General features: G+C 61.9%; 18 protein-coding genes. 17 read left to right on the top strand and 1 reads right to left on the bottom strand.

Annotated features, from left to right (window positions below; genetic code table 11):
• Positions 1–16: 16 nt before the first annotated feature.
• The 17 genes from CDE01S_RS12325 to CDE01S_RS12410 all read left to right on the top strand — a co-directional run bounded on the left by CDE01S_RS12325 (position 17) and on the right by CDE01S_RS12410 (position 19,286).
• Positions 17–649: a DUF6806 family protein gene (locus CDE01S_RS12325; RefSeq protein WP_066707847.1), complete on the top strand. Its 633-nt coding sequence runs from the start codon at positions 17–19 to the stop codon at positions 647–649.
• 141 nt (positions 650–790) lie between these two features.
• Positions 791–2,485 carry a GspE/PulE family protein gene (locus tag CDE01S_RS12330; RefSeq protein ID WP_245636169.1) on the top strand — a complete coding sequence of 565 codons (1,695 nt, stop codon included), beginning with the start codon at positions 791–793 and terminating at the stop codon, positions 2,483–2,485.
• Positions 2,486–2,490: 5 nt separating this feature from the next.
• Complete coding sequence (locus CDE01S_RS12335) at positions 2,491–3,747, top strand: type II secretion system F family protein (protein WP_066707851.1); 1,257 nt, start codon at positions 2,491–2,493, stop codon at positions 3,745–3,747.
• Between the two features lie 22 nt (positions 3,748–3,769).
• Positions 3,770–4,279, top strand: coding sequence for a hypothetical protein (locus CDE01S_RS12340; protein WP_157077116.1), 510 nt, complete (start codon positions 3,770–3,772; stop codon positions 4,277–4,279).
• Positions 4,280–4,473: 194 nt separating this feature from the next.
• On the top strand, positions 4,474–4,860 hold the full coding sequence (locus CDE01S_RS19180; protein ID WP_066707857.1) for a type II secretion system protein: 387 nt from the start codon (positions 4,474–4,476) through the stop codon (positions 4,858–4,860).
• Positions 4,861–4,951: 91 nt separating this feature from the next.
• On the top strand, positions 4,952–5,386 hold the full coding sequence (locus CDE01S_RS12350; RefSeq protein WP_066707860.1) for a type II secretion system protein: 435 nt from the start codon (positions 4,952–4,954) through the stop codon (positions 5,384–5,386).
• Positions 5,379–5,816 carry a prepilin-type N-terminal cleavage/methylation domain-containing protein gene (locus tag CDE01S_RS12355; RefSeq protein ID WP_169802258.1) on the top strand — a complete coding sequence of 146 codons (438 nt, stop codon included), beginning with the start codon at positions 5,379–5,381 and terminating at the stop codon, positions 5,814–5,816. Before CDE01S_RS12350 ends, CDE01S_RS12355 begins: the two co-directional genes overlap by 8 nt.
• Before the next feature lie 2 nt (positions 5,817–5,818).
• Positions 5,819–6,691 carry a prepilin-type N-terminal cleavage/methylation domain-containing protein gene (locus CDE01S_RS12360; protein ID WP_066707865.1) on the top strand — a complete coding sequence of 291 codons (873 nt, stop codon included), beginning with the start codon at positions 5,819–5,821 and terminating at the stop codon, positions 6,689–6,691.
• Positions 6,688–7,095 (top strand): hypothetical protein, encoded by a 408-nt coding sequence (locus tag CDE01S_RS12365; protein WP_066707868.1) that lies wholly within the window; start codon positions 6,688–6,690, stop codon positions 7,093–7,095. Before CDE01S_RS12360 ends, CDE01S_RS12365 begins: the two co-directional genes overlap by 4 nt.
• Entirely contained in the window at positions 7,092–10,934 is a 3,843-nt protein-coding gene (locus tag CDE01S_RS12370) for a DUF7933 domain-containing protein (protein WP_066707877.1), read from the top strand. Before CDE01S_RS12365 ends, CDE01S_RS12370 begins: the two co-directional genes overlap by 4 nt.
• A gap of 136 nt (positions 10,935–11,070) precedes the next feature.
• Positions 11,071–12,036: a type IV pilus biogenesis protein PilM gene (locus CDE01S_RS12375; protein WP_157077118.1), complete on the top strand. Its 966-nt coding sequence runs from the start codon at positions 11,071–11,073 to the stop codon at positions 12,034–12,036.
• Positions 12,037–12,095: 59 nt separating this feature from the next.
• Complete coding sequence (locus tag CDE01S_RS12380; protein ID WP_169802259.1) at positions 12,096–12,719, top strand: PilN domain-containing protein; 624 nt, start codon at positions 12,096–12,098, stop codon at positions 12,717–12,719.
• Positions 12,716–13,357 carry a type II secretion system protein M gene (locus CDE01S_RS12385; protein ID WP_066707884.1) on the top strand — a complete coding sequence of 214 codons (642 nt, stop codon included), beginning with the start codon at positions 12,716–12,718 and terminating at the stop codon, positions 13,355–13,357. The genes CDE01S_RS12380 and CDE01S_RS12385 overlap by 4 nt, the downstream gene beginning before the upstream one ends.
• 465 nt (positions 13,358–13,822) lie before the next feature.
• Positions 13,823–15,637 carry a pilus (MSHA type) biogenesis protein MshL gene (locus CDE01S_RS12395; RefSeq protein ID WP_084382866.1) on the top strand — a complete coding sequence of 605 codons (1,815 nt, stop codon included), beginning with the start codon at positions 13,823–13,825 and terminating at the stop codon, positions 15,635–15,637.
• A gap of 22 nt (positions 15,638–15,659) precedes the next feature.
• Entirely contained in the window at positions 15,660–16,631 is a 972-nt protein-coding gene (locus tag CDE01S_RS12400) for an ExeA family protein (RefSeq protein WP_084382865.1), read from the top strand.
• Complete coding sequence (locus tag CDE01S_RS12405; RefSeq protein WP_066707896.1) at positions 16,628–18,031, top strand: tetratricopeptide repeat protein; 1,404 nt, start codon at positions 16,628–16,630, stop codon at positions 18,029–18,031. Before CDE01S_RS12400 ends, CDE01S_RS12405 begins: the two co-directional genes overlap by 4 nt.
• A gap of 16 nt (positions 18,032–18,047) precedes the next feature.
• Positions 18,048–19,286, top strand: a complete 1,239-nt coding sequence (locus CDE01S_RS12410) for a cyclic di-GMP phosphodiesterase (RefSeq protein WP_066707897.1) — start codon at positions 18,048–18,050, stop codon at positions 19,284–19,286.
• Positions 19,287–19,301: 15 nt separating this feature from the next.
• Here the strand turns inward: CDE01S_RS12410 and CDE01S_RS12415 are convergent, their stop codons facing one another.
• A complete protein-coding gene (locus CDE01S_RS12415) occupies positions 19,302–19,994 on the bottom strand; it encodes a glutathione binding-like protein (RefSeq protein ID WP_066707902.1) in 693 nt (230 codons plus the stop codon).
• Positions 19,995–20,011: the final 17 nt, after the last annotated feature.

The following is a 20,011-nucleotide window of genomic DNA, read 5'->3' on the forward strand; positions in this document are numbered from 1 at the left end:
ACACAGAGAGTTCATCATGGCCAGCTACAACGCTCCTTTTGAGATCCATGTTCATGGTCAAGTGCCATTGCGTGCGGATACAACGTTTGAGCAATTGCAGGAAGCTCTCAAACCCTTGTGGACATACGCTGGCGCGCGTTCTCTGGCGGATGGCGCACACAGCAGTTACGAAGAAGAGCCCGGCATCCGTTTCGATGCGCACGAGCATGTGCTGCAGATGTGCTGGACCGTGACTGGCGATGAGGATTTCCGTCAGTCGCTCGATGAGATGTGCATGAGCCTGAATGAGTTGTCGCAGGCAGGTGCGCCGATCGAGGTGACCTTCTATGACACGGAGTTCGACGAAGAAGACGCGGAGCCGGAAGCGCAATCGCGAGACGATTTTCTGGTGATGTTTGTCGGCCCCACACCTGCAGCCATCATGCAGGTGCAGCGTGACCTGCTGGTGCAGGACACGATCAACATGATGGAGCGTCACTTTGATGCGGCCGAGCTTGGTGGCGTGGTGGCAGAGATCGACAAGCTGTTCACGCAGCGATTCGATGCCTTGGTAAGCTCCCTTGAGCTGGGCAAGCCACCGCGTGGTTCCGGTGGCAGCCATGGCGGCGCAGCCCATGGCGGTGGCCGCAAGCCACGGCATCTGCATTAGCGACTGCATGCACGCTGCCAAAAGGTGGCAGCGTGCTATTATTTTTGGAGTCATCCGTTCCAGAAAGGCTCCGTGAACATGGTCGCAGCAGATTCCCCTGCGCAAGCTGGTCAGAGTGCAACGCCGGACCGGCGCCAAAAAATGCGTTTGGGTGACGTGCTGCTTCAGCAACGTCTGATTTCACAGGAGCAGTTGCAACAGACGCTGGACTTGCAGCGCAAGACTGGCAAAAAGATGGGGCGCCTGCTGATCGAAAGTGGCGTCATTACCGAAGAAGGCTTGGCCAATGGACTGGCCCGCCAGTTGCGTATTCCTTACGTCAACCTCAAGACTTTCCCCTTCAGGGCTGAACTGGTGAAGCTGTTGCCCGAGTCAGCGGCACGCCGCTTCCGGGCCCTGGTGCTGGAAGACAAGGACAACCGTTTGCTGGTGGCCTTTGCGGATCCGCTGGATCTGTTTGCTTTTGACGAAGTCAGCCGCCTGACCAAGCGCAACATTGCCATGGCCGTGGCACCGGAAACGCAGTTGACGCTGGCGTTCGATCGGCTGTACCGCCGCACTGAGGAGATCAGCGGTTTTGCGCGTGCGGTGGAGAAGGACCTCAGCCTCAGCGATGAAGTCGATTTTGGTGAGCTCGCCAACACGGTTGGCCAGGAAGGTGCGCCGATCGTCAAGTTGCTGCAGTCGATTTTCGAAGATGCGGTCCAGATCGGCGCATCGGATATTCACATCGAACCTCAAGAGACGGGGCTGCAGATTCGTGTCCGGGTGGATGGTGTGCTTCATACCCAGACCTTGGCAGAGAACCGGGTCGCCGGCCCGCTGTCGCAGCGTCTCAAGCTGATGGCGGGTATCGATATTTCGGAAAAGCGCTTGCCTCAGGACGGGCGCTTCAGCGTGCGAGTGCGGGAGCAGGCGATCGATGTGCGTCTGTCCACCATGCCAACCAGCTACGGCGAGTCGGTTGTGATGCGCCTGCTCAACCAGAACAGCGTGTTGCGCCGGCTGGACAGTATTGGCATGCCGGCGGAGATGTTGAAGCGCTTCAGGGAAGTGCTGGGACGGATTTCCGGCATGGTGCTGGTGACGGGGCCGACCGGATCGGGCAAGACCACCACGCTTTACGCGGCGCTGTCCGAGATCAACTCCAGCGAACTCAAGATCATCACGGTGGAGGATCCGGTGGAGTACCGCCTGCCAGGGGTGACGCAGGTGCAGGTCAACGAAAAAATCGACCTGTCTTTTGCCCGGGTGCTGCGCGGCACCTTGCGCCAGGACCCGGACATCATCCTGGTTGGCGAAATGCGCGATGCGGAAACAGCCGAGATCGGCCTGCGTGCCGCCATCACCGGGCATCTGGTGTTGTCGACCTTGCACACGCGCGATGCCATCAGCACGCCGTTCCGGCTGCTCGACATGGGGGTGCCGCCCTTCATGGTCGCCACCTCCTTGCAGGCCGTGATTGCGCAGCGGCTGGTTCGGGTGAATTGTGAGGTTTGCAGCGAGCCGCGCGAACCTACAGCCCAGGAACAGGCCTGGCTGGACACCATGCTGGCTCCAGGGGATGCGCCGGTGAAACCCAAGCGCGGCCTGGGCTGCTCTGCCTGCAATGGCACTGGGTACGCGGGACGGCACGGGGTCTATGAACTGCTGGAGATGGATGTCGCGCTCACCCAGGCGGCCACCCGGGCCGACCCGGTGGCCTTCATGCAGGCAGCGCGCGCTCGCATGAAAGGACATACGCTGGCTTTTCATGCGCTGGAACTGGTACGCCAGGGACGTACTTCCTTGGCAGAGGCGCTGCGTGTGGGCCAAGATATTGACGATATGGAATAAGCGCCATGGCAGTTTTCGCGTGGCAAGGGCGCAATGCCCGGGGTGAGCTGGTCAAGGGCAACATGGATGCCGTGACTGAAGCAGTCGTGGCCGACCAGTTGCTGGCCATCAACATCACGCCGGTTCATATTGAGGTGTCCGCTGGCGTGGCGAGTGGGGCGCACACAACGCATCGTTATGTTCAATCTCTGTGGTTGCGGCTGAGCGGTCAGGCCGTGACCAGTGAAGATGTCGAGCTTTTCTCGCGCCAGATGTATACCCTGGACAAGTCCGGTGTACCGATACTGCGGGCCTTCTCCGGCCTGGAGGCTTCCGCCACCAAGCCCGCCATGCAGGAGGTGCTGCGTGATGTTCGCGAGAGCCTGAGCCAGGGGAGGGAGCTTTCAGGCTCACTGGCACAGCATCCCAACGTTTTTGGTGCGTTCTACATTGCCATGATCCGCGTGGGTGAAATGTCCGGCAAGCTGACGGAGGTGTATCTGCGGCTTTCCGAGCACTTGGCGTTCGAACGTGACGTGCGTGATCGCATTCGTCAAGCCTTGCGCTATCCCGCTTTCGTACTGATCGCCATGTCGATTGCGCTGGTCATCCTGAATGTGTTCGTGCTTCCCGTGTTTGCCAAGGTGTTTTCCGGCTTCAATGCCGAATTGCCGTTGCTGACACGTGTGTTGCTGGTTTTTTCTGGCTGGATGCAGCAATGGTGGTTGGCCGTGGTGGGAGGCGCACTTGGCGCAGTCTTGGCTTGGCGTGCTTACCTTAAAACACCGAATGGTCGTTACCGCTGGGATCGGCGAAAGCTCCGCTTGCCCATGGTGGGGGGCATTGTCCTCAAGGCGACGCTAGCCCGTTTTGCCCGCAGCTTTGCCTTGTCCAGCCAAAGCGGCATGCCCTTGGTGCCGGCGCTGACGGTGGTTGCCAAGACGGTGGACAACGCCTACATTGGGAGTCGTATCGAGCAGATGCGCGACGGGATTGAGCGTGGCACCAGTATCGCCAATTGTGCTGCCAGTGTTGGCATTTTTACCCCGGTCGTCATGCAAATGATCACGGTGGGAGAAGAAACCGGGGAGCTGGATTCGATGCTGTTTGAAATCGCCGAAATGTACGAGCGCGAAGTGGATCAGAGCATCAAGAGCTTGTCGGCCGCCATTGAGCCTCTTTTGTTGGCGGTCATCTCGGCGCTGATGCTGGTACTTGCGCTGGGCATCTTCATGCCCTTGTGGAACATGGGGCAGGCTGCCATGGGGCGGCTGGGGGGCTGAAATCATGAAGGCTAGCAGTTCCATGCTTACCCAAGTTCAGTTCAGTCTGGGACGTCATCTGGTGATGGCCTGCCTGGTGGCGGGCACGATGTCGGTGCTTGTGGTGAAATCCGGTCAGCGCGATTTTGGGGATGTGCAGGCCCAGGTGGAGGGGGCTGCCATCAAGACGAATCTGGGCGGTCTGCGAACTGCTTTTGCGATCGATTATCTGGCGCATCAAGTAGCAGCTTCTCATAGTGCCGGGTCGATACAACCGATGGCGGGGCAGCAGACCAACCCCTTTTTGTTATTGCATCGCATGCCTTCCAACTATGCCGGCGAAATGCGGGCAGCAGACGTGGCGAGTTTGCCGTCCGGCAGCTGGTTGTTTGATTCGACCTGCCCCTGCATTGCTTACCGGCCGTTGTACCCGGAATGGCTGAGCAGCCCGAGTGGCAACGGTGTTCTCTGGTTTGATGTCGTGGGTGCGCCCGGGCCGCTGCAACTGAGCCCGCGGGAAGCCTATGTCTGGAAAGGCGAGGCGTTGACTTGAGCACGAATTGCCATCAAGATGTTGCCTCAAATGCACAGGATATCAAGTGTTTGATGGACGATTGACGGCGTGGCTTGCTATCAAAATCGAAGCTGCTACCATTTGCAACGTTATTCCTATGCCGCCACCTTCAGAATTTTGATGAAGACACGCTTAGGGAACATGCTGGTTGATATTTTTAAAAGGTTGGGCATATGAAACAACAACGCGGTTTTACCCTGATTGAACTGGTGATGGTGATCGTGATCCTCGGTATTCTGGCCGCCGTGGCGATCCCGAGGTTTGTTGACTTGAGAACGGATGCCGCTGTGGCAGCAACCCAAGGTGTTGCTGGTGCCTTGTCGTCCGGGAGCGCCATCAATTACGCGCAATTCACTGCAAAGGGGACGGCAACCTCAGTTCAGAATTGCACCGATGCGGCGGCTTTGTTGCAGGGGGGGGTATTGCCTTCAGGCTATGCCATTACCTCTGCGGCCTTGAGCCCGCTTACCACCGGTAGCGTGACGACCACCTGCGAAGTTGCGAAGACATCGAATCCGACCGCGACGGTAACTTTCACCGCCATTGCTGTTGCACCTTGAACCAGCGGGCGTCTGGCGTTCAGTCTATTGACTTGATGTGTACAGGAACGCGGGTAAGAAAATTTCACGTCGGACACTAAAAGTTCGAGAGGTGGGCTTCACCCTGATCGAATTGATCATGGTGATCTTGTTGGTTGGAGTGCTGGCTGTCTTTGCTGCGCCTCGTCTGCTCAATTCGACTGATTTCAATGCGCGAGGGTTTCATGATGAAACCCTCGCGTTTTTGCGTTATGCGCAGAAAACGGCCATTGCGCAGCGACGCACGGTCTGCGTGACGTTCACGCTCAGCAGTGCCGTGCTGAAAGTCGACAACGACGGCACAGCAGGTTGCGAGGCCAATCTGGTCGGCCCCCGGGGCGATTCACCCGGCACCATCACGGCTCGAAGCGGTGTGAGCTATAGCAGCTTGCCGACGACGGTCAGCTTCGATGCCCTGGGCCAGCCTGGCGCGGCCCAGACCCTTCAAGTGCAGGGCGTGGCGCGCAGTATCACGGTTGAGGCCGGCACCGGCTATGTTCATGAGTAAGGGTTTTCGACGTCAGGGTGGTTTTACCCTGGTCGAACTGGTGATCTTCATCGTCATTGTTTCGGTGGGCATAGCGGGCATCCTGTTGGTCATGAACACGGTGGTGGCGTCCAGCGCCGACCCCATGGTGCGCAAGCAGGCGCTGGCGTTGGCAGACTCCATCCTGGAGGAGATCCTGCAGAAAGACTATGCCGATCCCGATGGCACGTCCGGCGAAACCACCCGGACTACCTTTGACGACGTGGACGATTACAACGGCAAGACCAACTCGACCTTTACGGACTTGCCCGCTTCACTTGCCTCCTACCTGATCACCATCGTGGTGGATGCTCCCGCGCCGCTGAATGGTGTCACTGTCAAGCGGGTCCGGGTGACGGTGAGTCGTGGTGCAGAAAGCATCACGCTGACGGGCTATCGGGGAAATTACTAGCCATGGTCAAGCCCCGGTCAACAGGTGAGAATGGTTTTACCCTGGTCGAGATGGTGATGGTGATCACCATCATTGGCATCATTGGTGCCATTGTCGCGGTGTTCATCAAGGCGCCGATCGATGCCTACTTCGATTCAGCACGGCGAGCGGCTCTGACCGATGTGGCCGATACGGCCGTACGCCGCATGGCACGTGATCTGCGCAAGGCCCTGCCCAACAGCGTGCGCAACCCCAATGACCAGTGCATCGAATTCATCCCGACAAAAACCGGCGGACGTTACCGCACGGGGGGAGACAGCAGCGGCGGCGGCAACCCCCTGGATTTTTCGGCGGCCGATACCGGCTTCAACATGCTGGGGCTCAACAGTGCCTTGCCGGCCAACCAGCAGATCGCCGCCAATGACGTGGTCGTGGTGTACAACCTGGGCATTCCCGGCTCGGATGCCTATGTCAGTACCGGCGGCAGCATCAATACGGCCGCCGTGACCAGCGTGGTCAGTGGCACCGGCACTTTGGGGAATGAGACCTACATCGGCATCACGTCCCGTCAGTTTCCTCTGCCCTCGGGCAGCAACCGTTTCCATGTCGTTCCTGGAGGGGAGAAGATTGTGTCTTTCCTCTGTTCTGGCGGCACGCTCTGGCGCAAGGCAAACTACGCCTATCCCACCTCGATTGCCGACACCGCAGCGTGTTCCACGTCAATTGCCGGTGGCGGTACGATTGCCAGACTGGCAAACAATGCCACGTGCACATTCGTCTACAACGGCTCGGATTTGCAGCGCAACGGTCTGGTGCAAATGACACTCTCGTTGACGGATGCCAGTGGTGAAACGGTCAGCCTGTACCACGAGGTTCATGTGGACAATTCGCCATGAAGAAGCTTCCATTTCAATCGCGTGGTGTCGCCGTGATCTCGGCGATTTTCCTGCTGGTGGTGCTGGCGGCGCTGGGCGCGTTCATGGTCACCTTCTCCAACACCCAGCAACTGACCTCGGCGCAGGATGTGCGGGGCACGCAGGCCTACTGGGCAGCACGCGCCGGGATCGACTGGGCGATTCCGCAGGTCATTGCCAGCGGCAGCTGTCCGACGGCCACACCGACTTTTACGGTCAACAATTTTTCGGTCGAGACCAGCTGCGGCACGTCCAGTTTCAATGATGGTGTGGCGCTGACCCTGATCAGAGTCACCGCATTGGCTTGCCAGCCCGGGCCTTGTGGCGCTGGTGTTGGGAGTCTCTCTTATGTGGAGCGCAGTCTGTCTCTGACGGTGGAAAAATGAGCTGGCTCTATCTCGCTTTACGCTACTGTCTGTGCCGCAAGCCTGGGCGTGACATGGCCCGGCAGGGCCTGTCGATTTTGCTGGTGCTGGCGCTGACTTGGGTGCCGCTGTCGGCCCATGCGGCCCGTACCGTCACTTCGGCAACGCTCAACGGCGCCTCCAGCGTGACGGTGACGCCCGGCACCAGCATCACCGCAGTCGTCAATGTGACGACCGATGGCAGTGGCTCGAATGCCCGGTGGTGGTCTACCGGCTGGTACATCGGCACCTCGCCGCCCGGCAGCGTGACCTGTGTCAACCACACCAACTACTCAGGTGCGGGGACCTACAGCGAAACCTTTTCCGTCACGGCCCCCGCGACGACGGGGACCTACAACGCTTACTTCATCGCCTACAACGACGATGCCTGCAGCAGCGGCGCCAGTGCAACGTACACCATGACCTCTGCGGTGGTGGTAATCAGCGGACCGTCGCCGCCGACGGCCACCACGGGCGCAGCGACCGCTGTGACGGCCTGGACGGCGACCTTGAATGGAACGGTCAGCAGCAATGCGGCGACGACCACGGTCAGCTTTCAGTACGGGCTGACCACCGCTTATGGCGAAACCATCACGGCCAGCCAGAGCCCGCTGGGAGCCGGTGCCACGGGGGCCGCGGTCTCGGCCGACCTCGAAAGCCTGAATTGCAACAGCACCTTCTACTACCGGGTGGCGGCGACCAACAGTCAGGGCACCACCTATGGCAGTGGCGGCTCATTTACCACCGGCGCGTGCGCGGCACCTTACCCGGCCACCGCCTGCGCTGCCACCCGGTTTGGCGAAGATCTGACGTGCAGTGCAGCCGATATCGGCGTCAGCAGCATCGCCCTGGCGCCGGGTTCGATTTCGTCTTGCGTCAGCGGCAGCAACGTGACCGTGGATCTGGATGTCACGATCAATTTTTCTTCCCCGGATCGCTATGACGTCGGCATCTTCATTGCGAACGACGGTAAGTTGCCAACGCTGCTGTCGGCCAGTGGGGGAGCGTCGAGCTGCTCGGTGGCGGTGCTGCCGACAACCTCGCCCTTTCTGGATCTTGATGGCGTGCCACAGGGGACCACGGATACTTGCGGTGATGGCAACAGCAGCATCAATGGCGGCACCGGCAGTGGCGTGCGCCGCATGACGGGCGTGACCCTGCCGTGCTACGCCAATGCCACAAGCGGCGGGCAGCTGTACGTGCCCTACACGCTCAGCTGGGACAGCCAGCGCAGCCCGATCGGCAGTCTGTGCACCTCCAATCTCTACCCGGTGCCCAAAGGCAAGAGCAAATGCAATGTTCCAGCGAGCACGGTCGCTGTGGGGGTGGTGGTGTTGCCGGCGATCAGCAAGACCGATGGCCGCAGCACCATTGCCCCGGGGGCCAACACCACCTACACGGTGGTCATCAACAACAATTCCGGTGGCACGCTACAGAACATGGTGTTCAAGGACCCCGCCGTGGCCAATCTGACGGTGAACAGTGTCAGCTGCTCGGCCGCGAATGGCGCCGTCTGTCCTTCGGCAACGGTGTCGGCCCTGCAGGGCAGCGGTGTCTCGATTCCCTCGGCCAACCTGCCCAACAACAGCAGCCTGATCTTCACGCTGGATGCCACGGTGTCCGGCGGCATTGCGCTGGGCAGCCACCTCATCAACACCGCCAGCGTATCGATCGGCACAGCCACAGCATCGGCCAGCGATGACAACCTGATTGCCCTGACGCCAGCTGCCGTCAAGTCATTTGCCCCCGCTACCATCACCGCGGGTGCGTCGTCCGTCCTGACCCTGACCCTGAGCAACCCCACGGCGTCCGCAGTGACCAGTGTGGCGTTCACCGATACCTACCCGTCGGGGCTGCTCAACACCGCCAGCGCCAACCCAGTCAGCACCTGCGGTGGTACCGTGACAGCTGCCAACAATGGCAATACGCTTTCCTTGAGCGGAGGGGCGATTCCAGCCTCCAGCAGCTGCACGGTCACGGTCAATGTCACCGCGGCCAGCACCGGCAGTTACCTCAACAGCACCGGCATCATCTCCACCAGTGCGGGTGACATCGGCACCGCTTCAGGTCTGCTGGTCGTCAATGCGCCGGTATTCGGCGCCTTCAATGCCTGTGATACGGCGGCTGCGCCGAATGCGACCTGTACCAGCAGCACGACAGTGACCAACAGCCACATCACGACCAAGGTTGCCGGCACATCATTCAGCCTTGACCTGGTGGCCCTGAACGCGGGGGGCAATCGCAGCACCAGCTACAACAACACGGTCCAGGTGCAGTTGCTCGATGCCAGCAACAACAGTTCGGCGCTGGATGCCAACAATTGCCGCAGCAGCTGGACCGTCATTGCCACCTTGAGCCCGAATCCGTCCTTCTCGCCGGCGAACAACGGCTTGATCACCGTGGGGCCGTTTGTCGTGGCGGAGGCATACCGCAATGTCAGGGTGCGCGTGAGCAATGTGGGTGGCTCCACGGCCATCGGTTGCTCCACTGACAACTTTGCCATCCGGCCCAGCGATTTCCTGGTGGTGCCAACCGATGCCGACATGGCGACCGCAGGCACGACCCGCTCCTTGACGAATGTGGGGGCCACAGGCGGCGTTCTTCACAAGGCAGGCCAGGTTTTCACCGTGACGCTGACGGCCAGGAATTCGGTCGGCGCCACCACCGCCAATTACAGCGGGACGGTTGTCCCGGTTGTGGCCGCCTGCAGCGGAACGGCCTGTCCTGCGACACTGGGTTCTTTTGTTCTCGGGGGAAGTGGTTTTACCGCGGGGGTGCTGGTGTCAAACGCGGCGACCTACAGCGAAGTGGGTTCCTTCAGCCTGACGATGCAGGACCAGGACTTCGCAGCCGTGGATGCGCCCGATACGGCGGCCAGCTGTGCCGGGCGCTATATTTGCGGCACCGGCGACGTCGGCCGCTTCATTCCCGACCGACTGACGATATCAAGCCCTGTTCTGACAGCGGCCTGCACGGTATCCTCACCGTTCACCTATTTCGGCCAGGACGGGTTCGTGACGGCCTTCACGCTGACCGCCCAGAATGCCTCTGGTGCCACCACCACCAACTACACCGGGACGTTGGCGAAATTCAACCTTGCCAGCTACACCGCCTATGGCTTCAGTGCCGCGACGCTGCCTGCGGGAACCAGTCTGATGGGGAGTGCCACCGCACCGTCTGGAACCTGGGCCAACGGTGTCGCCAGCGTGTCGGCCAAGCACCTCGTCACCCGAACCAGTCTGCCTGTGGCGGAAACCCTGCTGACGGTCAGCGCCGCGCCGACCGATGGCGAGGTGCCGGCCGGTACGGCGGTCGCTGTCGGCGCGGCGACGACATTGCGCTACGGTCGCTTGCGCCTGTTCAACGCCTACGGTTCCGAGCGCATTGCCTTGCCCATGACCTGGGAGACGCAGTACTGGAACGGCCAGGCTTTTATCCGCCATACGCAGGACAGCTGCACCGTTCTCGGTGCGGCCAATATCGCGCTGGACAATTACCAGAGTCCGCCCAAGGCGGTGCCGCCGCTGCTGAGCAGCAGCAACCTGAGCACGGTGACGGTAGGGGCCATCAGCGCGGGGCGGGGCACCATCACGCTGGCGCCGACGGCCTATGCCACGGGCAGTGTGGACTTGGTGGTCAACCTGGGCAGCGCGGGCTCGCCCAGCAACTGTGCCGGCTTGTCCAACGGCAGTTCAAGCTCGGCTGGACTGGCTTATTTGAGCGGCCAGTGGTGCGGCACCGCCAACGACCGCAACCCGACCGCGCGAGCCAGTTTTGGGGTCTACAAGTCGCCCCTGATCTACCGGCGCGAGAACTATTGAGGCAAATGGCCCAAATCTTCATGGACAATGGACGTTCAATGGTGCCGTGCGGGAAAGCCTGCATGGTGGTGCGGTTGATCTCCCCGGAAAATCAAGGCTCCGTTTTGATGAAACTTCAAGTAGGCATGGATTGCTGATGCGTTGGCCCTGGAAACGTCGTAAGCAGAGCGACTCGTTTGTCGTGTCATGGTCAGGGCAGACCTTGGCCTATGTGCGTGCCCGTTTGCGCCAGGACGGCTTGTATGAAGTGCTGCAATTCGGCGTGGAGCGCCAGGGTCCCGACAGCAACGAGGACTTCATCAGGCGGCTGCAGGGGCTGGGGCTCAAAGGGTTTGATGCGCATGTCATGTTGCGCCCTGAGCAATACCAGGTGCTGCAGATTGATGCGCCGGCCGTAGCGCCGGAAGAAATGCGTGCAGCGGCACGGTGGCAGATTCGCGACATGGTGGACATGCACATGGACGACATCACGCTGGATGTGATGCGTGTCGGCGCTGACCGGGGCGGGGCGCCAGGGCAACTGTTTGTGGTGGTTGCCGGCAACGCCGTATTGGCCGAGGTACTGCGCCTGGGGCAAGCCCTGCAGTGGGAGGTGCCGGTGGTGGATATCCAGGAAACCGCGCAGCGCAACTTGCAGACGCTGGTGGCGCGACGGGATGGACGGGTGGAGTCTGCCAATGCCGCGCTGATGATGCTCAATGAACACCAGGCCTTGCTCACGGTCGCTGCCAACGGAGAGCTGTTCTACACGCGACGCATCGATCTGGCTCCCGACTTCATGGACAAGCCCTGGCAACCCAACGAGACAGGTGACTATGTTGTCGATGACGACATCGCGCAGCGTTTTCTGGTCGAGATCCAGCGTTCACTGGATGTGTGGGACCGCACCTGGTCCGATTTACCGCTCGATGGCTTGTGGGTCGAGGCGGGTGGGCGCACCGGGGAAATGGCTGCCTGGCTGAGCAAGCAGTTGGGTTTTTCTGTCAGGCCCATGAACCTGGACTCGTTTTTCCCAGGTCTTGATGACGGCTCGGCACACGCACGATCGCAGTGTCTGCCGTTGCTGGGTGTTCTGCTTCGCACCGAAGACCGCGATATCTGACAGCCATGCCGCAGCAAATCAACCTTCGTACCCCGATACTGCTGACGCAAAAGCATTATTTGTCGGCCAGCACGATTGCCCTGGCTTTGGCGGTCATCGGGGCATTCAGTGCGGCCTTGTGCGGCTACTGGGTCTGGAGCCTGGAGGCGCATAGCGCCGAACTGGGAAAGACCTTGGACAGTTATTCGCAGGAACGGGCGCGCTTGCAGGAGGCCCTCAAGCAGCGGCAATCCAGTGTCTTGCCGGCCGATACCAGCCTGATGCAGGAGCTGCAGGCACGTCAGGCGCAGTTGCAGCAGCGCGAACAGGTGTTGGCCGAACTCAACCGCGGTCTGCTGCAGGACGGGCAGGGCCATGCAGCACGTTTGCGGCTGGTGGCCCAGACCATTCCCGCCGAAGTCTGGGTGACGGAAGTGCGTGCCGATGAGCGGCAGATGGCAGTGCAGGGTTACACGCTGGAGCCGGCGGCTCTCAATCAGTGGGTGGCCCGGTTGGCTGCTCACCCGCTTCTTCAGGGGCACGCCCTGTCGGCCGTCAAGATCGAACGCGTGGGCGTTGAGGCGCCCAGGGTCGAGCCGGGTACTGGCGCGCAGGCTGGTTCGCGCACCCGGCCCAGTTGGTCATTTACGCTGGTCTCTACGGCAGCCGATGTGCCGGCCATGCGGGCGGGAGGTTCGCCATGAAGGACAAGTGGAAACTTCTGGCGGGCCGCATTGACGCCCTGAGTCTGCGTGAGCGGGCCTTGCTTTTCGTGTCGCTGCTGATTTGTGGTCTGGTGTTGGGGGATCAACTCTGGCTGGCACCTGCACAGCTGAAACGGCAGCAACTGGTGACCAGAGTCAGCCAGCAAAGTGTTGAACTGCAGGCGTTGCGCGTGCAACTCGGTACCCGCCAGGTGGAGCCGTCGCCGGCCAATGCGGTGCAAGCCGTGCGTTCGGAAATCACGGCACTGCAAAGCCGCATGGATGACGTGAACCGTGAGATCACCCGGCTGTCGAGGTTGGGGCCAGAGGTGGATCCTCTGCCTCAAGTGTTGTTGCATATCCTGCGACGCTATGAGGGACTGACGCTGGAACGCACGGCGACGCTGGCGCCAGAGACGGCCAAGCCGGTCCAGGTGGGCGCCGGTGTGGTATCGACGCCCTTGCAGCGCCAGGGCATGGAGTTCACCGTCAGTGGCTCTTACGGGGAATTGATGCGCTACGTGCAAACGCTGGAAATCGAATTGCCTGCCCTGCGTTGGGGCACCATGAAGCTCAGCAGCGGCAAACCGGTGCCGTCGCTGACCTTGCAGGTGTTCTGGCTGGGAGCCGCACCATGATGCGGCTCCTGATGATGGCCATCGTCTGGCTGCACATGCAGGCGGCTTACGCCCAGACCTGGCGCGACCCGACGGCCGAACCCGCGCAGGCCGGTGAAGCTTCCACGGGACCGGGGGCTGCCCCTTCGGACCTGGCGCCCCTGTCCGTCATCGTGGTGGACGGGCGACCCCATGTGATAATGGGCACGCGTCTCTACGCGCCGGGTCAGAAGTTGGGACAGGCACGTATCGAACGCATCACGGAGACCGAGGTCTGGTTGCGTGATGGGGCTGTGGTGCGAAAAGTGTCCCGCTACCCGGGGATTGAGCGCCGCAGCGCCACGTCGTCGGGGGAGCCGGGGTGTGCAGCGGGTGCAGTTCGCCCCAAAGCTTCTTCCAGAACGTTGCCTCGTGGCAGTCCATGTCCTGACGCCCAACCATGATGTCGAGCTCTCTATGAATCAGAACAGTGACTGCATGAGCACCATGGGCCAATTCAAACAGCTGACAGATCGGATCAGGTCAACAAGGTTTGTACCGGTGTTCCTGGGCTTGGGGCTGCTGTTTGGCTGTGCTGCAGAACGGCCTTTGCGTACACCGGATGTGGGTGCCGCCGTCCGTGCAGAACTGAACGCTGCCGCCGCAAAACCGACCACGGTGCCGGCCCGTATCAGCGAGGCACTGGCCGAGCCCGCTCCCCCCTTGGTTCCGCTGCCGCCCGAGCCGCGGCTCGACCTGCTGGTGAACAACGCGCAGGCGCGCGAGGTGTTTCTGGCCATCGTGGCCGATACACGCTACAGCATGCTGATGCACCCGGATGTGAGCGGCATGATTTCCGTCACCTTGCGTGGCGTGACGGTGCTGGAGGCCCTGGAGGCCATCCGCGATGTCTATGGCTACGACTTCAAGATCGACGGCCGGCGCATCACGATCTACGGCCCTTCGATGCAGACGCGCATTTTCACGGTCAACTATCCGCATTCGCAGCGCACGGGGACGAGTGATCTGCGCGTGGCAGCGGGCTCTTCTCCCTCCATTGCGGGAACGCCTGGGGTCGCAGGCACCACGGCGACCGGGGTGGCGACGGGCACGACCACCGCGACGGGAACGACGGCCGGCACAGCCGGTGTCGGTGGTGTCCAGAACCCCAGCAGTCGCGTGTCCACCACATCACGTGCCGATTTCTGGACCGAAATGACGGACGCCGTGCGCAGTCTGATCGGTACCAGCGGTGGCCGCAGCGTGATCGCGAGCCCGCAGGCCGGCATTCTGGCGGTGCGCGCCATGCCCGACGAGCTGCGCCAAGTGGAGAAATTCCTCAAGGCGACCCAAGGCGCCGTGGAGCGACAGGTGATGCTGGAGGCCAAGATCGTCGAAGTCGAGTTGCGCGATGGCTACCAGAGCGGTGTGAACTGGGCCGCGTTTTCCTCTGATGCGAACTCGACCCAGATGATGGGGGTGCTCGGCAGTTCGGTGGCTGCATCCAGCATCACCAATCCGTTGCTGCAAGGCGGGACTGCAGTGTCCGGGGTCGTGCCGTCACCGTCCGTGGCGGCGGGGGGCGGTTTGTTCGGCCTGGCATTGGCGACGAGCCAGTTCGCGGCCGTGCTGGGCTTCCTGGAAACGCAGGGTGATGTGCAGACCCTTTCCAGCCCGCGCGTCGCCACGCTCAACAACCAGAAGGCCGTGCTCAAGGTCGGCTCCGATGACTATTTCATCACCAACGTCACTGGGGGCTCGATTGCCACGACGACCGTGGTGGGCACGACGGGGTCGACCACCATGCCGACGGTGACGCTGACCCCGTTCTTCTCTGGCATTGCGCTGGACGTGACGCCTCAGATTGATGATGGACAGAACATCATGCTGCACATCCATCCCTCCGTAACCTCGGTGACCGAGAAGACCAAGCTGGTGGATCTGGGCAGCGTGGGCAGTTACCGTCTGCCGCTGGCGTCGAGCAGCGTCAATGAGACCGACACCATGGTTCGCATCCAGGACGGGCGGATTGTGGCCATCGGTGGCCTGATGCAGATGGAGTCCAGCCGCAATGCTTCCGGCGTACCCGGTACCACGGGGATGGGCGGCCTGTCCGCCTTGTTTGGCAACCGGGCCAGCACGGGGCGCAAAAAGGAACTGGTGGTGCTGATCAAGCCCTCCATCATTCGCACGGAACAGGACTGGGAGCAGCAGAACCGGCGCGTGCGCGCGGCGCTGGATGACATGGACACCTCGCGCAACCGGGTGATCCGTCTCGACGGTGGCGCGCAGGACACCCCGCCGAAGCATCCGGTGCAGTGAGCAGAGGGAGCAGGCACCGACGATGTACCTGAGACATTTTTCCCTGCGTGAGGCACCGTTTTCGATCACTCCCGATCCGGCCTTTTTCTTTCCGCATGACGGCGCCCAGGCTGCGCTCAATACGCTGTTGGTCGCGCTGCGCAGCGGCGAAGGTTTTCTCAAGATCGTGGGTGAGGTCGGCTGTGGCAAGACCGTGTTGTGCCGCCAGCTGCTCAAGACCCTGCAATCCGAATGCGTCACCGCCTACATTCCGAACCCGGACATGGGGCCGGATGATTTGCTGCTGGCATTGGCGCGTGAGCTCAACGTCGAACTGACGGCGCCGCACAGCCGTTATCAGATGCTCGACGCTTTGCGCGCCTGCCTGCTGCAGCACGCCGAAGCGGGCCGCAAGGTGGTGGTCTGCATTGATGAGGCACAGGCCATTCCCCTGCGCACGGTGGAGAGCCTGCGCCTGCTGTCCAATCTGGAAACCGAAAAACAGAAGCTGCTGCAATTGGTGATGCTGGGCCAGCCTGAACTTGACGAGCGCCTGGCGCGCCCCGAGATCCGGCAGCTGCTGCAGCGCATCACCTTCAGCGAGTACCTGGGGCCGATGGCGGCGCGTTCGGTGCCGGCTTATCTGCAACACCGCCTGGCAACGGCGGCGTTGGACGAGCTCACGGACGTCAAGCTGTTCGATGCCGCGGCGGCCCGCGCGCTGAGCCGTTACAGCGGCGGCGTACCCCGGTTGGTGAATGTGCTGGCACACAAAAGCCTGATGCTGGTCTATGGCGAAAACGGGCGACGGGTCAAGGTGCGTCACGTTCGCATGGCTGCCGCCGACACGCCAGGCGTGCAGATGCAGCCTTCCTGGTGGCAACGTCTGCGGGCCCGCTGGGCCAGGCAGGATGCGGGCCAGGCATTGGCGCGCGATACCTCGCGTGACACCGCATGGCAAGATACCCAGCCGCTGCATGATTTCGAGGCCCGGCAGCCGGAGGGCCGATTGTGAGTGTCATCAACAAGATGCTGCGCGATCTGGATGCCCGCCGCGCCGCGACGGCGCTGCCGGGACGCGAGGTGCCTGCGGGGCTGACGCGCGATACGGCCAGTGTCAAGGGTGGCCCGGCCATGCTGCGCGTGGGGGTGCCATTGGGACGTGTGGTGCTGGTGGTGGCGCTGTTGCTGCTGGGGGGCATGGCGGCCTGGTGGTACTTCGGCCAGACACCGGATCTGCCGTTGATGTCAGCCAAGCCGCAGCAGGCCACAGGCCCGGCACCCAGTGCCTTGTCTGCTCCAGTTGCCGGCCCTGTCGCCGTGGCGAGCAGCGCGGCCGCAGCGACGACAACACAGGCTGCCGCGCCCCTGGGTTCCCAGCACTTGAATCAGATGCTGGACCAGGCCGCCGCCAGTCCGCAAGCCGCGCCACGTCTGGTGCCGCCGCTGCCAGCAGCTTCTGCCCCCGTGTCCCCTGAACAAGGACAGCAGATGGTGCAGCAGACGCTGCGCAACACACCTGGCGGCCAGCTCGGGCTGTCGGCGCAGTCGCCTGGTCTGGCCTACGAGCTGCAGCAGCAACTGGCCAAACCGGCGCCCCGACCTGCTGCCACGCCAGCGCCTGTCGTACCGAGCAACCCGCCGTTGACCTCGGCGACAGCGTCGCGGGCTGCTGCGCCTGTTCCGGCACGTTCGCCGACAGCAGGCAGCGACACGGCGGCATTGGCGGTTCGGCCTGCCCCGTTGCGCAAAGATCGTCCCGGCGATGACGTGGCCAGTGCAGCTGCGGCAGTGGCCGTGCCACAGGCCAACGAGGTTCCGCTCTCGAAACCATCCCCGGTGACCAGCAAACCTGCTTCCTTGCCCCGGCCGGCGAAACCAAGCGACGCTGTCCCGCCAGTCAACCCGAAGCTGGCTGCCGCGCAGGAGGCCGTGGCCCAAGCCCGCAGTCTGTGGAACACCGGCTCGCGTGAGGCGGCGCTCGAGGCAATGCGTCAGGCCGTGGCTGTGGCAGAGCGGTCACAAACGTCCACCCCTGACCCCGCCGCGTTGCCGGCCTTCCAGACCCTGGTGCGGGAGCTGGCGCGCATGGAGTTGGCGCTGGGACAGGTCAGTCAGCTGCTGGACCAACTGGTGCGGTTTGAGCCCTTGCTGGCAGACCAGGCCGATTTGTGGGCCGTGCGCGGCAATGCCGCCCAGCGCCTGGGGCAGCATCAGGAGTCGGTTCATGCCTATGGCATGGCCTTGAAGCTGCGTCCGGGTGAACCTCGCTGGATGCTGGCTTCAGCCGTGTCGCTGGCCTTGCAGGGGCAGCTGGCGGCCGCAGCCGAGCAAGCGGAGAAGGCGCGTGCTGCCGGTCCGGTCAGTCCGGAGGTTCTGACTTATCTGCGTCAGTTGGGTGTTTCACTGCGCTAAGGAAGACATCGTCCTCATGCTCAAGCGGATCCGTGTTGAACAACTCGTGCTTGGCATGCACATCAAGGAATTTTGTGGCTCCTGGATGGAGCATCCGTTCTGGCGTACCAGCTTTGTCATCACCGACCCCCATGACATCCAGCTCATCCTGGGCAGCAGCATCAAGGAGGTCTGGATCGATGCCGACAAGGGAGTGGACATCGCGGCCGATGAAGCCGCGGTGTCGGAAGTCGAGTCGGAGGCCCAGGCGGAGGCCGAGCTCAAGCAGGCTTCGCTCGGCACCCGCCAGACGATGGCGGTGCCGCTGAACGTCGAAATCGAACGTGCCGCCCAGATCTGCAACCAGTCCAAGCAGGCAGTGTTTTCCATGTTCCAGGAAGTGCGCATGGGCAAAACGGTCGATGCCGAAGGTGCGCAGCAGCTGGTAGATGAAATATCGGATTCGCTGGCGCGCAATGCCAGTGCGCTCATCAGCCTGGCACGCCTGAAGACCGCTGATGATTACACCTACATGCATTCGGTGGCGGTCTGCGCCATGATGATTGCGCTGGCCCGTCAGCTGGGGCTGGACGAAGCGCAGACCCGATTGCTCGGCCTGGCCGGCTTGTTGCATGACTTGGGTAAGGCGGTCATGCCGATGGAGGTCCTCAACAAACCAGGCAAGCTGACCGATGCCGAATTCGGCATCATGAAGAGCCATCCGGAAGCAGGTCACAGCTTGCTGCAGCAAGTTGGCAAGCTGGACCCGGTGGTTCTGGATGTCTGCCTGCACCACCACGAGAAGACGGACGGATCAGGTTATCCAGAGGGACTGAAAGACAGCGAGATCAGCCTGTTTGCCAAGATGGGGGCGGTGTGTGATGTCTATGACGCCATCACTTCCAACCGGCCGTACAAATCGGGCTGGGATCCGGCCGAGTCCTTGCGCAAGATGGCCGAATGGGCCGATGGCCATTTTGACCAGACCGTGTTCCGGGCCTTCGTCAAAAGCGTGGGCATTTATCCGATCGGTTCCCTGGTGCGCCTGGCATCCGGGCGTATCGGGGTCGTGATCGAGCAGACGAGCAAGTCGCTCACCACACCCTGTGTCAAGGTGTTCTTCTCCACCAAATCGAATCTGCGCATTCCGCCCGAGATCGTCGACTTGTCGCATCCAAGCTGCACGGACAAGATCGCGAATCGGGAAGATCCGGACCAATGGCACTTTCCCGACCTCAACGAGCTGTGGTCTGGGCTACCGAGTTCGGGCGGGTAAGCTGTTCCCGGGCTGTCAACGCGTGCGGTACTGCGTGCTGCCGAACATGTTTTCTCGCGCCTTGTCATCGATCAGCGGCTGGCGCAGATCGGCCAGCACCTGCACACCACGTTGCACGGCAGGGCGCTTGGCAATCGTGTCGAACCAGGTTTTCAAGTGGGGGTAGTCGACCCAGTCGATGCCCTGGTTTTGCCAACTGCGCAGCCAGGGGAAGATGGCGATGTCGGCAATCGAGTACTCGTCTCCCGCGATGTAGCGGTGCGTGGCCAACTGCTTGTCCATCACGCCGTAGAGGCGCTTGGCCTCGTTGGTGTAGCGTTTGACGGCGTAGTCGATCTTCTCCGGTGCGTAGATGCGGAAGTGGTGCGCCTGGCCCAGCATCGGCCCGACGCCGCCCATCTGGAACATCAGCCATTGCAGCACCTCGAACTTCTGCCGGTCGGTCCCGGGCAAAAACTTGCCAGTCTTGGAGGCCAGGTAGAGCAGGATGGCGCCGGACTCGAACAGTGAGATCGGTTGTCCGTCGGGGCCGTCCGAGTCGACGATGGCCGGGATCTTGTTGTTCGGACTGATCCGGAGGAATTCCGGCGTGAACTGGTCGCCGGCACCGATGTTGATCGGATGGACGCGGTAGGGCAGGCCGCATTCCTCCAGCATGATGTGCACCTTGTGGCCGTTGGGCGTGGCCCAGGAGTAGAGGTCGATCATGGCGGCTTTCAGTATCA

Origin of the sequence: Curvibacter delicatus NBRC 14919 (assembly GCF_001592265.1) — a bacterium.
In the GTDB taxonomy this organism is placed as follows: domain Bacteria; phylum Pseudomonadota; class Gammaproteobacteria; order Burkholderiales; family Burkholderiaceae_C; genus Hylemonella; species Hylemonella delicata.

What these genes read in the sequence shown, in the direction of transcription:
- CDE01S_RS12370 (WP_066707877.1), top strand. Translation starts at nt 7,092, where the DNA reads ATGAGCTGGCTCTATCTCGCTTTACGCTACTGTCTGTGCCGCAAGCCT.
- CDE01S_RS19180 (WP_066707857.1), top strand. Translation starts at nt 4,474, where the DNA reads ATGAAACAACAACGCGGTTTTACCCTGATTGAACTGGTGATGGTGATC.
- CDE01S_RS12340 (WP_157077116.1), top strand. Translation starts at nt 3,770, where the DNA reads ATGCTTACCCAAGTTCAGTTCAGTCTGGGACGTCATCTGGTGATGGCC.
- CDE01S_RS12395 (WP_084382866.1), top strand. Translation starts at nt 13,823, where the DNA reads ATGGGCCAATTCAAACAGCTGACAGATCGGATCAGGTCAACAAGGTTT.
- CDE01S_RS12400 (WP_084382865.1), top strand. Translation starts at nt 15,660, where the DNA reads ATGTACCTGAGACATTTTTCCCTGCGTGAGGCACCGTTTTCGATCACT.
- CDE01S_RS12335 (WP_066707851.1), top strand. Translation starts at nt 2,491, where the DNA reads ATGGCAGTTTTCGCGTGGCAAGGGCGCAATGCCCGGGGTGAGCTGGTC.
- CDE01S_RS12365 (WP_066707868.1), top strand. Translation starts at nt 6,688, where the DNA reads ATGAAGAAGCTTCCATTTCAATCGCGTGGTGTCGCCGTGATCTCGGCG.
- CDE01S_RS12385 (WP_066707884.1), top strand. Translation starts at nt 12,716, where the DNA reads ATGAAGGACAAGTGGAAACTTCTGGCGGGCCGCATTGACGCCCTGAGT.
- CDE01S_RS12375 (WP_157077118.1), top strand. Translation starts at nt 11,071, where the DNA reads ATGCGTTGGCCCTGGAAACGTCGTAAGCAGAGCGACTCGTTTGTCGTG.
- CDE01S_RS12360 (WP_066707865.1), top strand. Translation starts at nt 5,819, where the DNA reads ATGGTCAAGCCCCGGTCAACAGGTGAGAATGGTTTTACCCTGGTCGAG.
- CDE01S_RS12355 (WP_169802258.1), top strand. Translation starts at nt 5,379, where the DNA reads ATGAGTAAGGGTTTTCGACGTCAGGGTGGTTTTACCCTGGTCGAACTG.
- CDE01S_RS12325 (WP_066707847.1), top strand. Translation starts at nt 17, where the DNA reads ATGGCCAGCTACAACGCTCCTTTTGAGATCCATGTTCATGGTCAAGTG.
- CDE01S_RS12415 (WP_066707902.1), bottom strand. Translation starts at nt 19,994, where the DNA reads ATGATCGACCTCTACTCCTGGGCCACGCCCAACGGCCACAAGGTGCAC.
- CDE01S_RS12330 (WP_245636169.1), top strand. Translation starts at nt 791, where the DNA reads ATGCGTTTGGGTGACGTGCTGCTTCAGCAACGTCTGATTTCACAGGAG.
- CDE01S_RS12410 (WP_066707897.1), top strand. Translation starts at nt 18,048, where the DNA reads ATGCTCAAGCGGATCCGTGTTGAACAACTCGTGCTTGGCATGCACATC.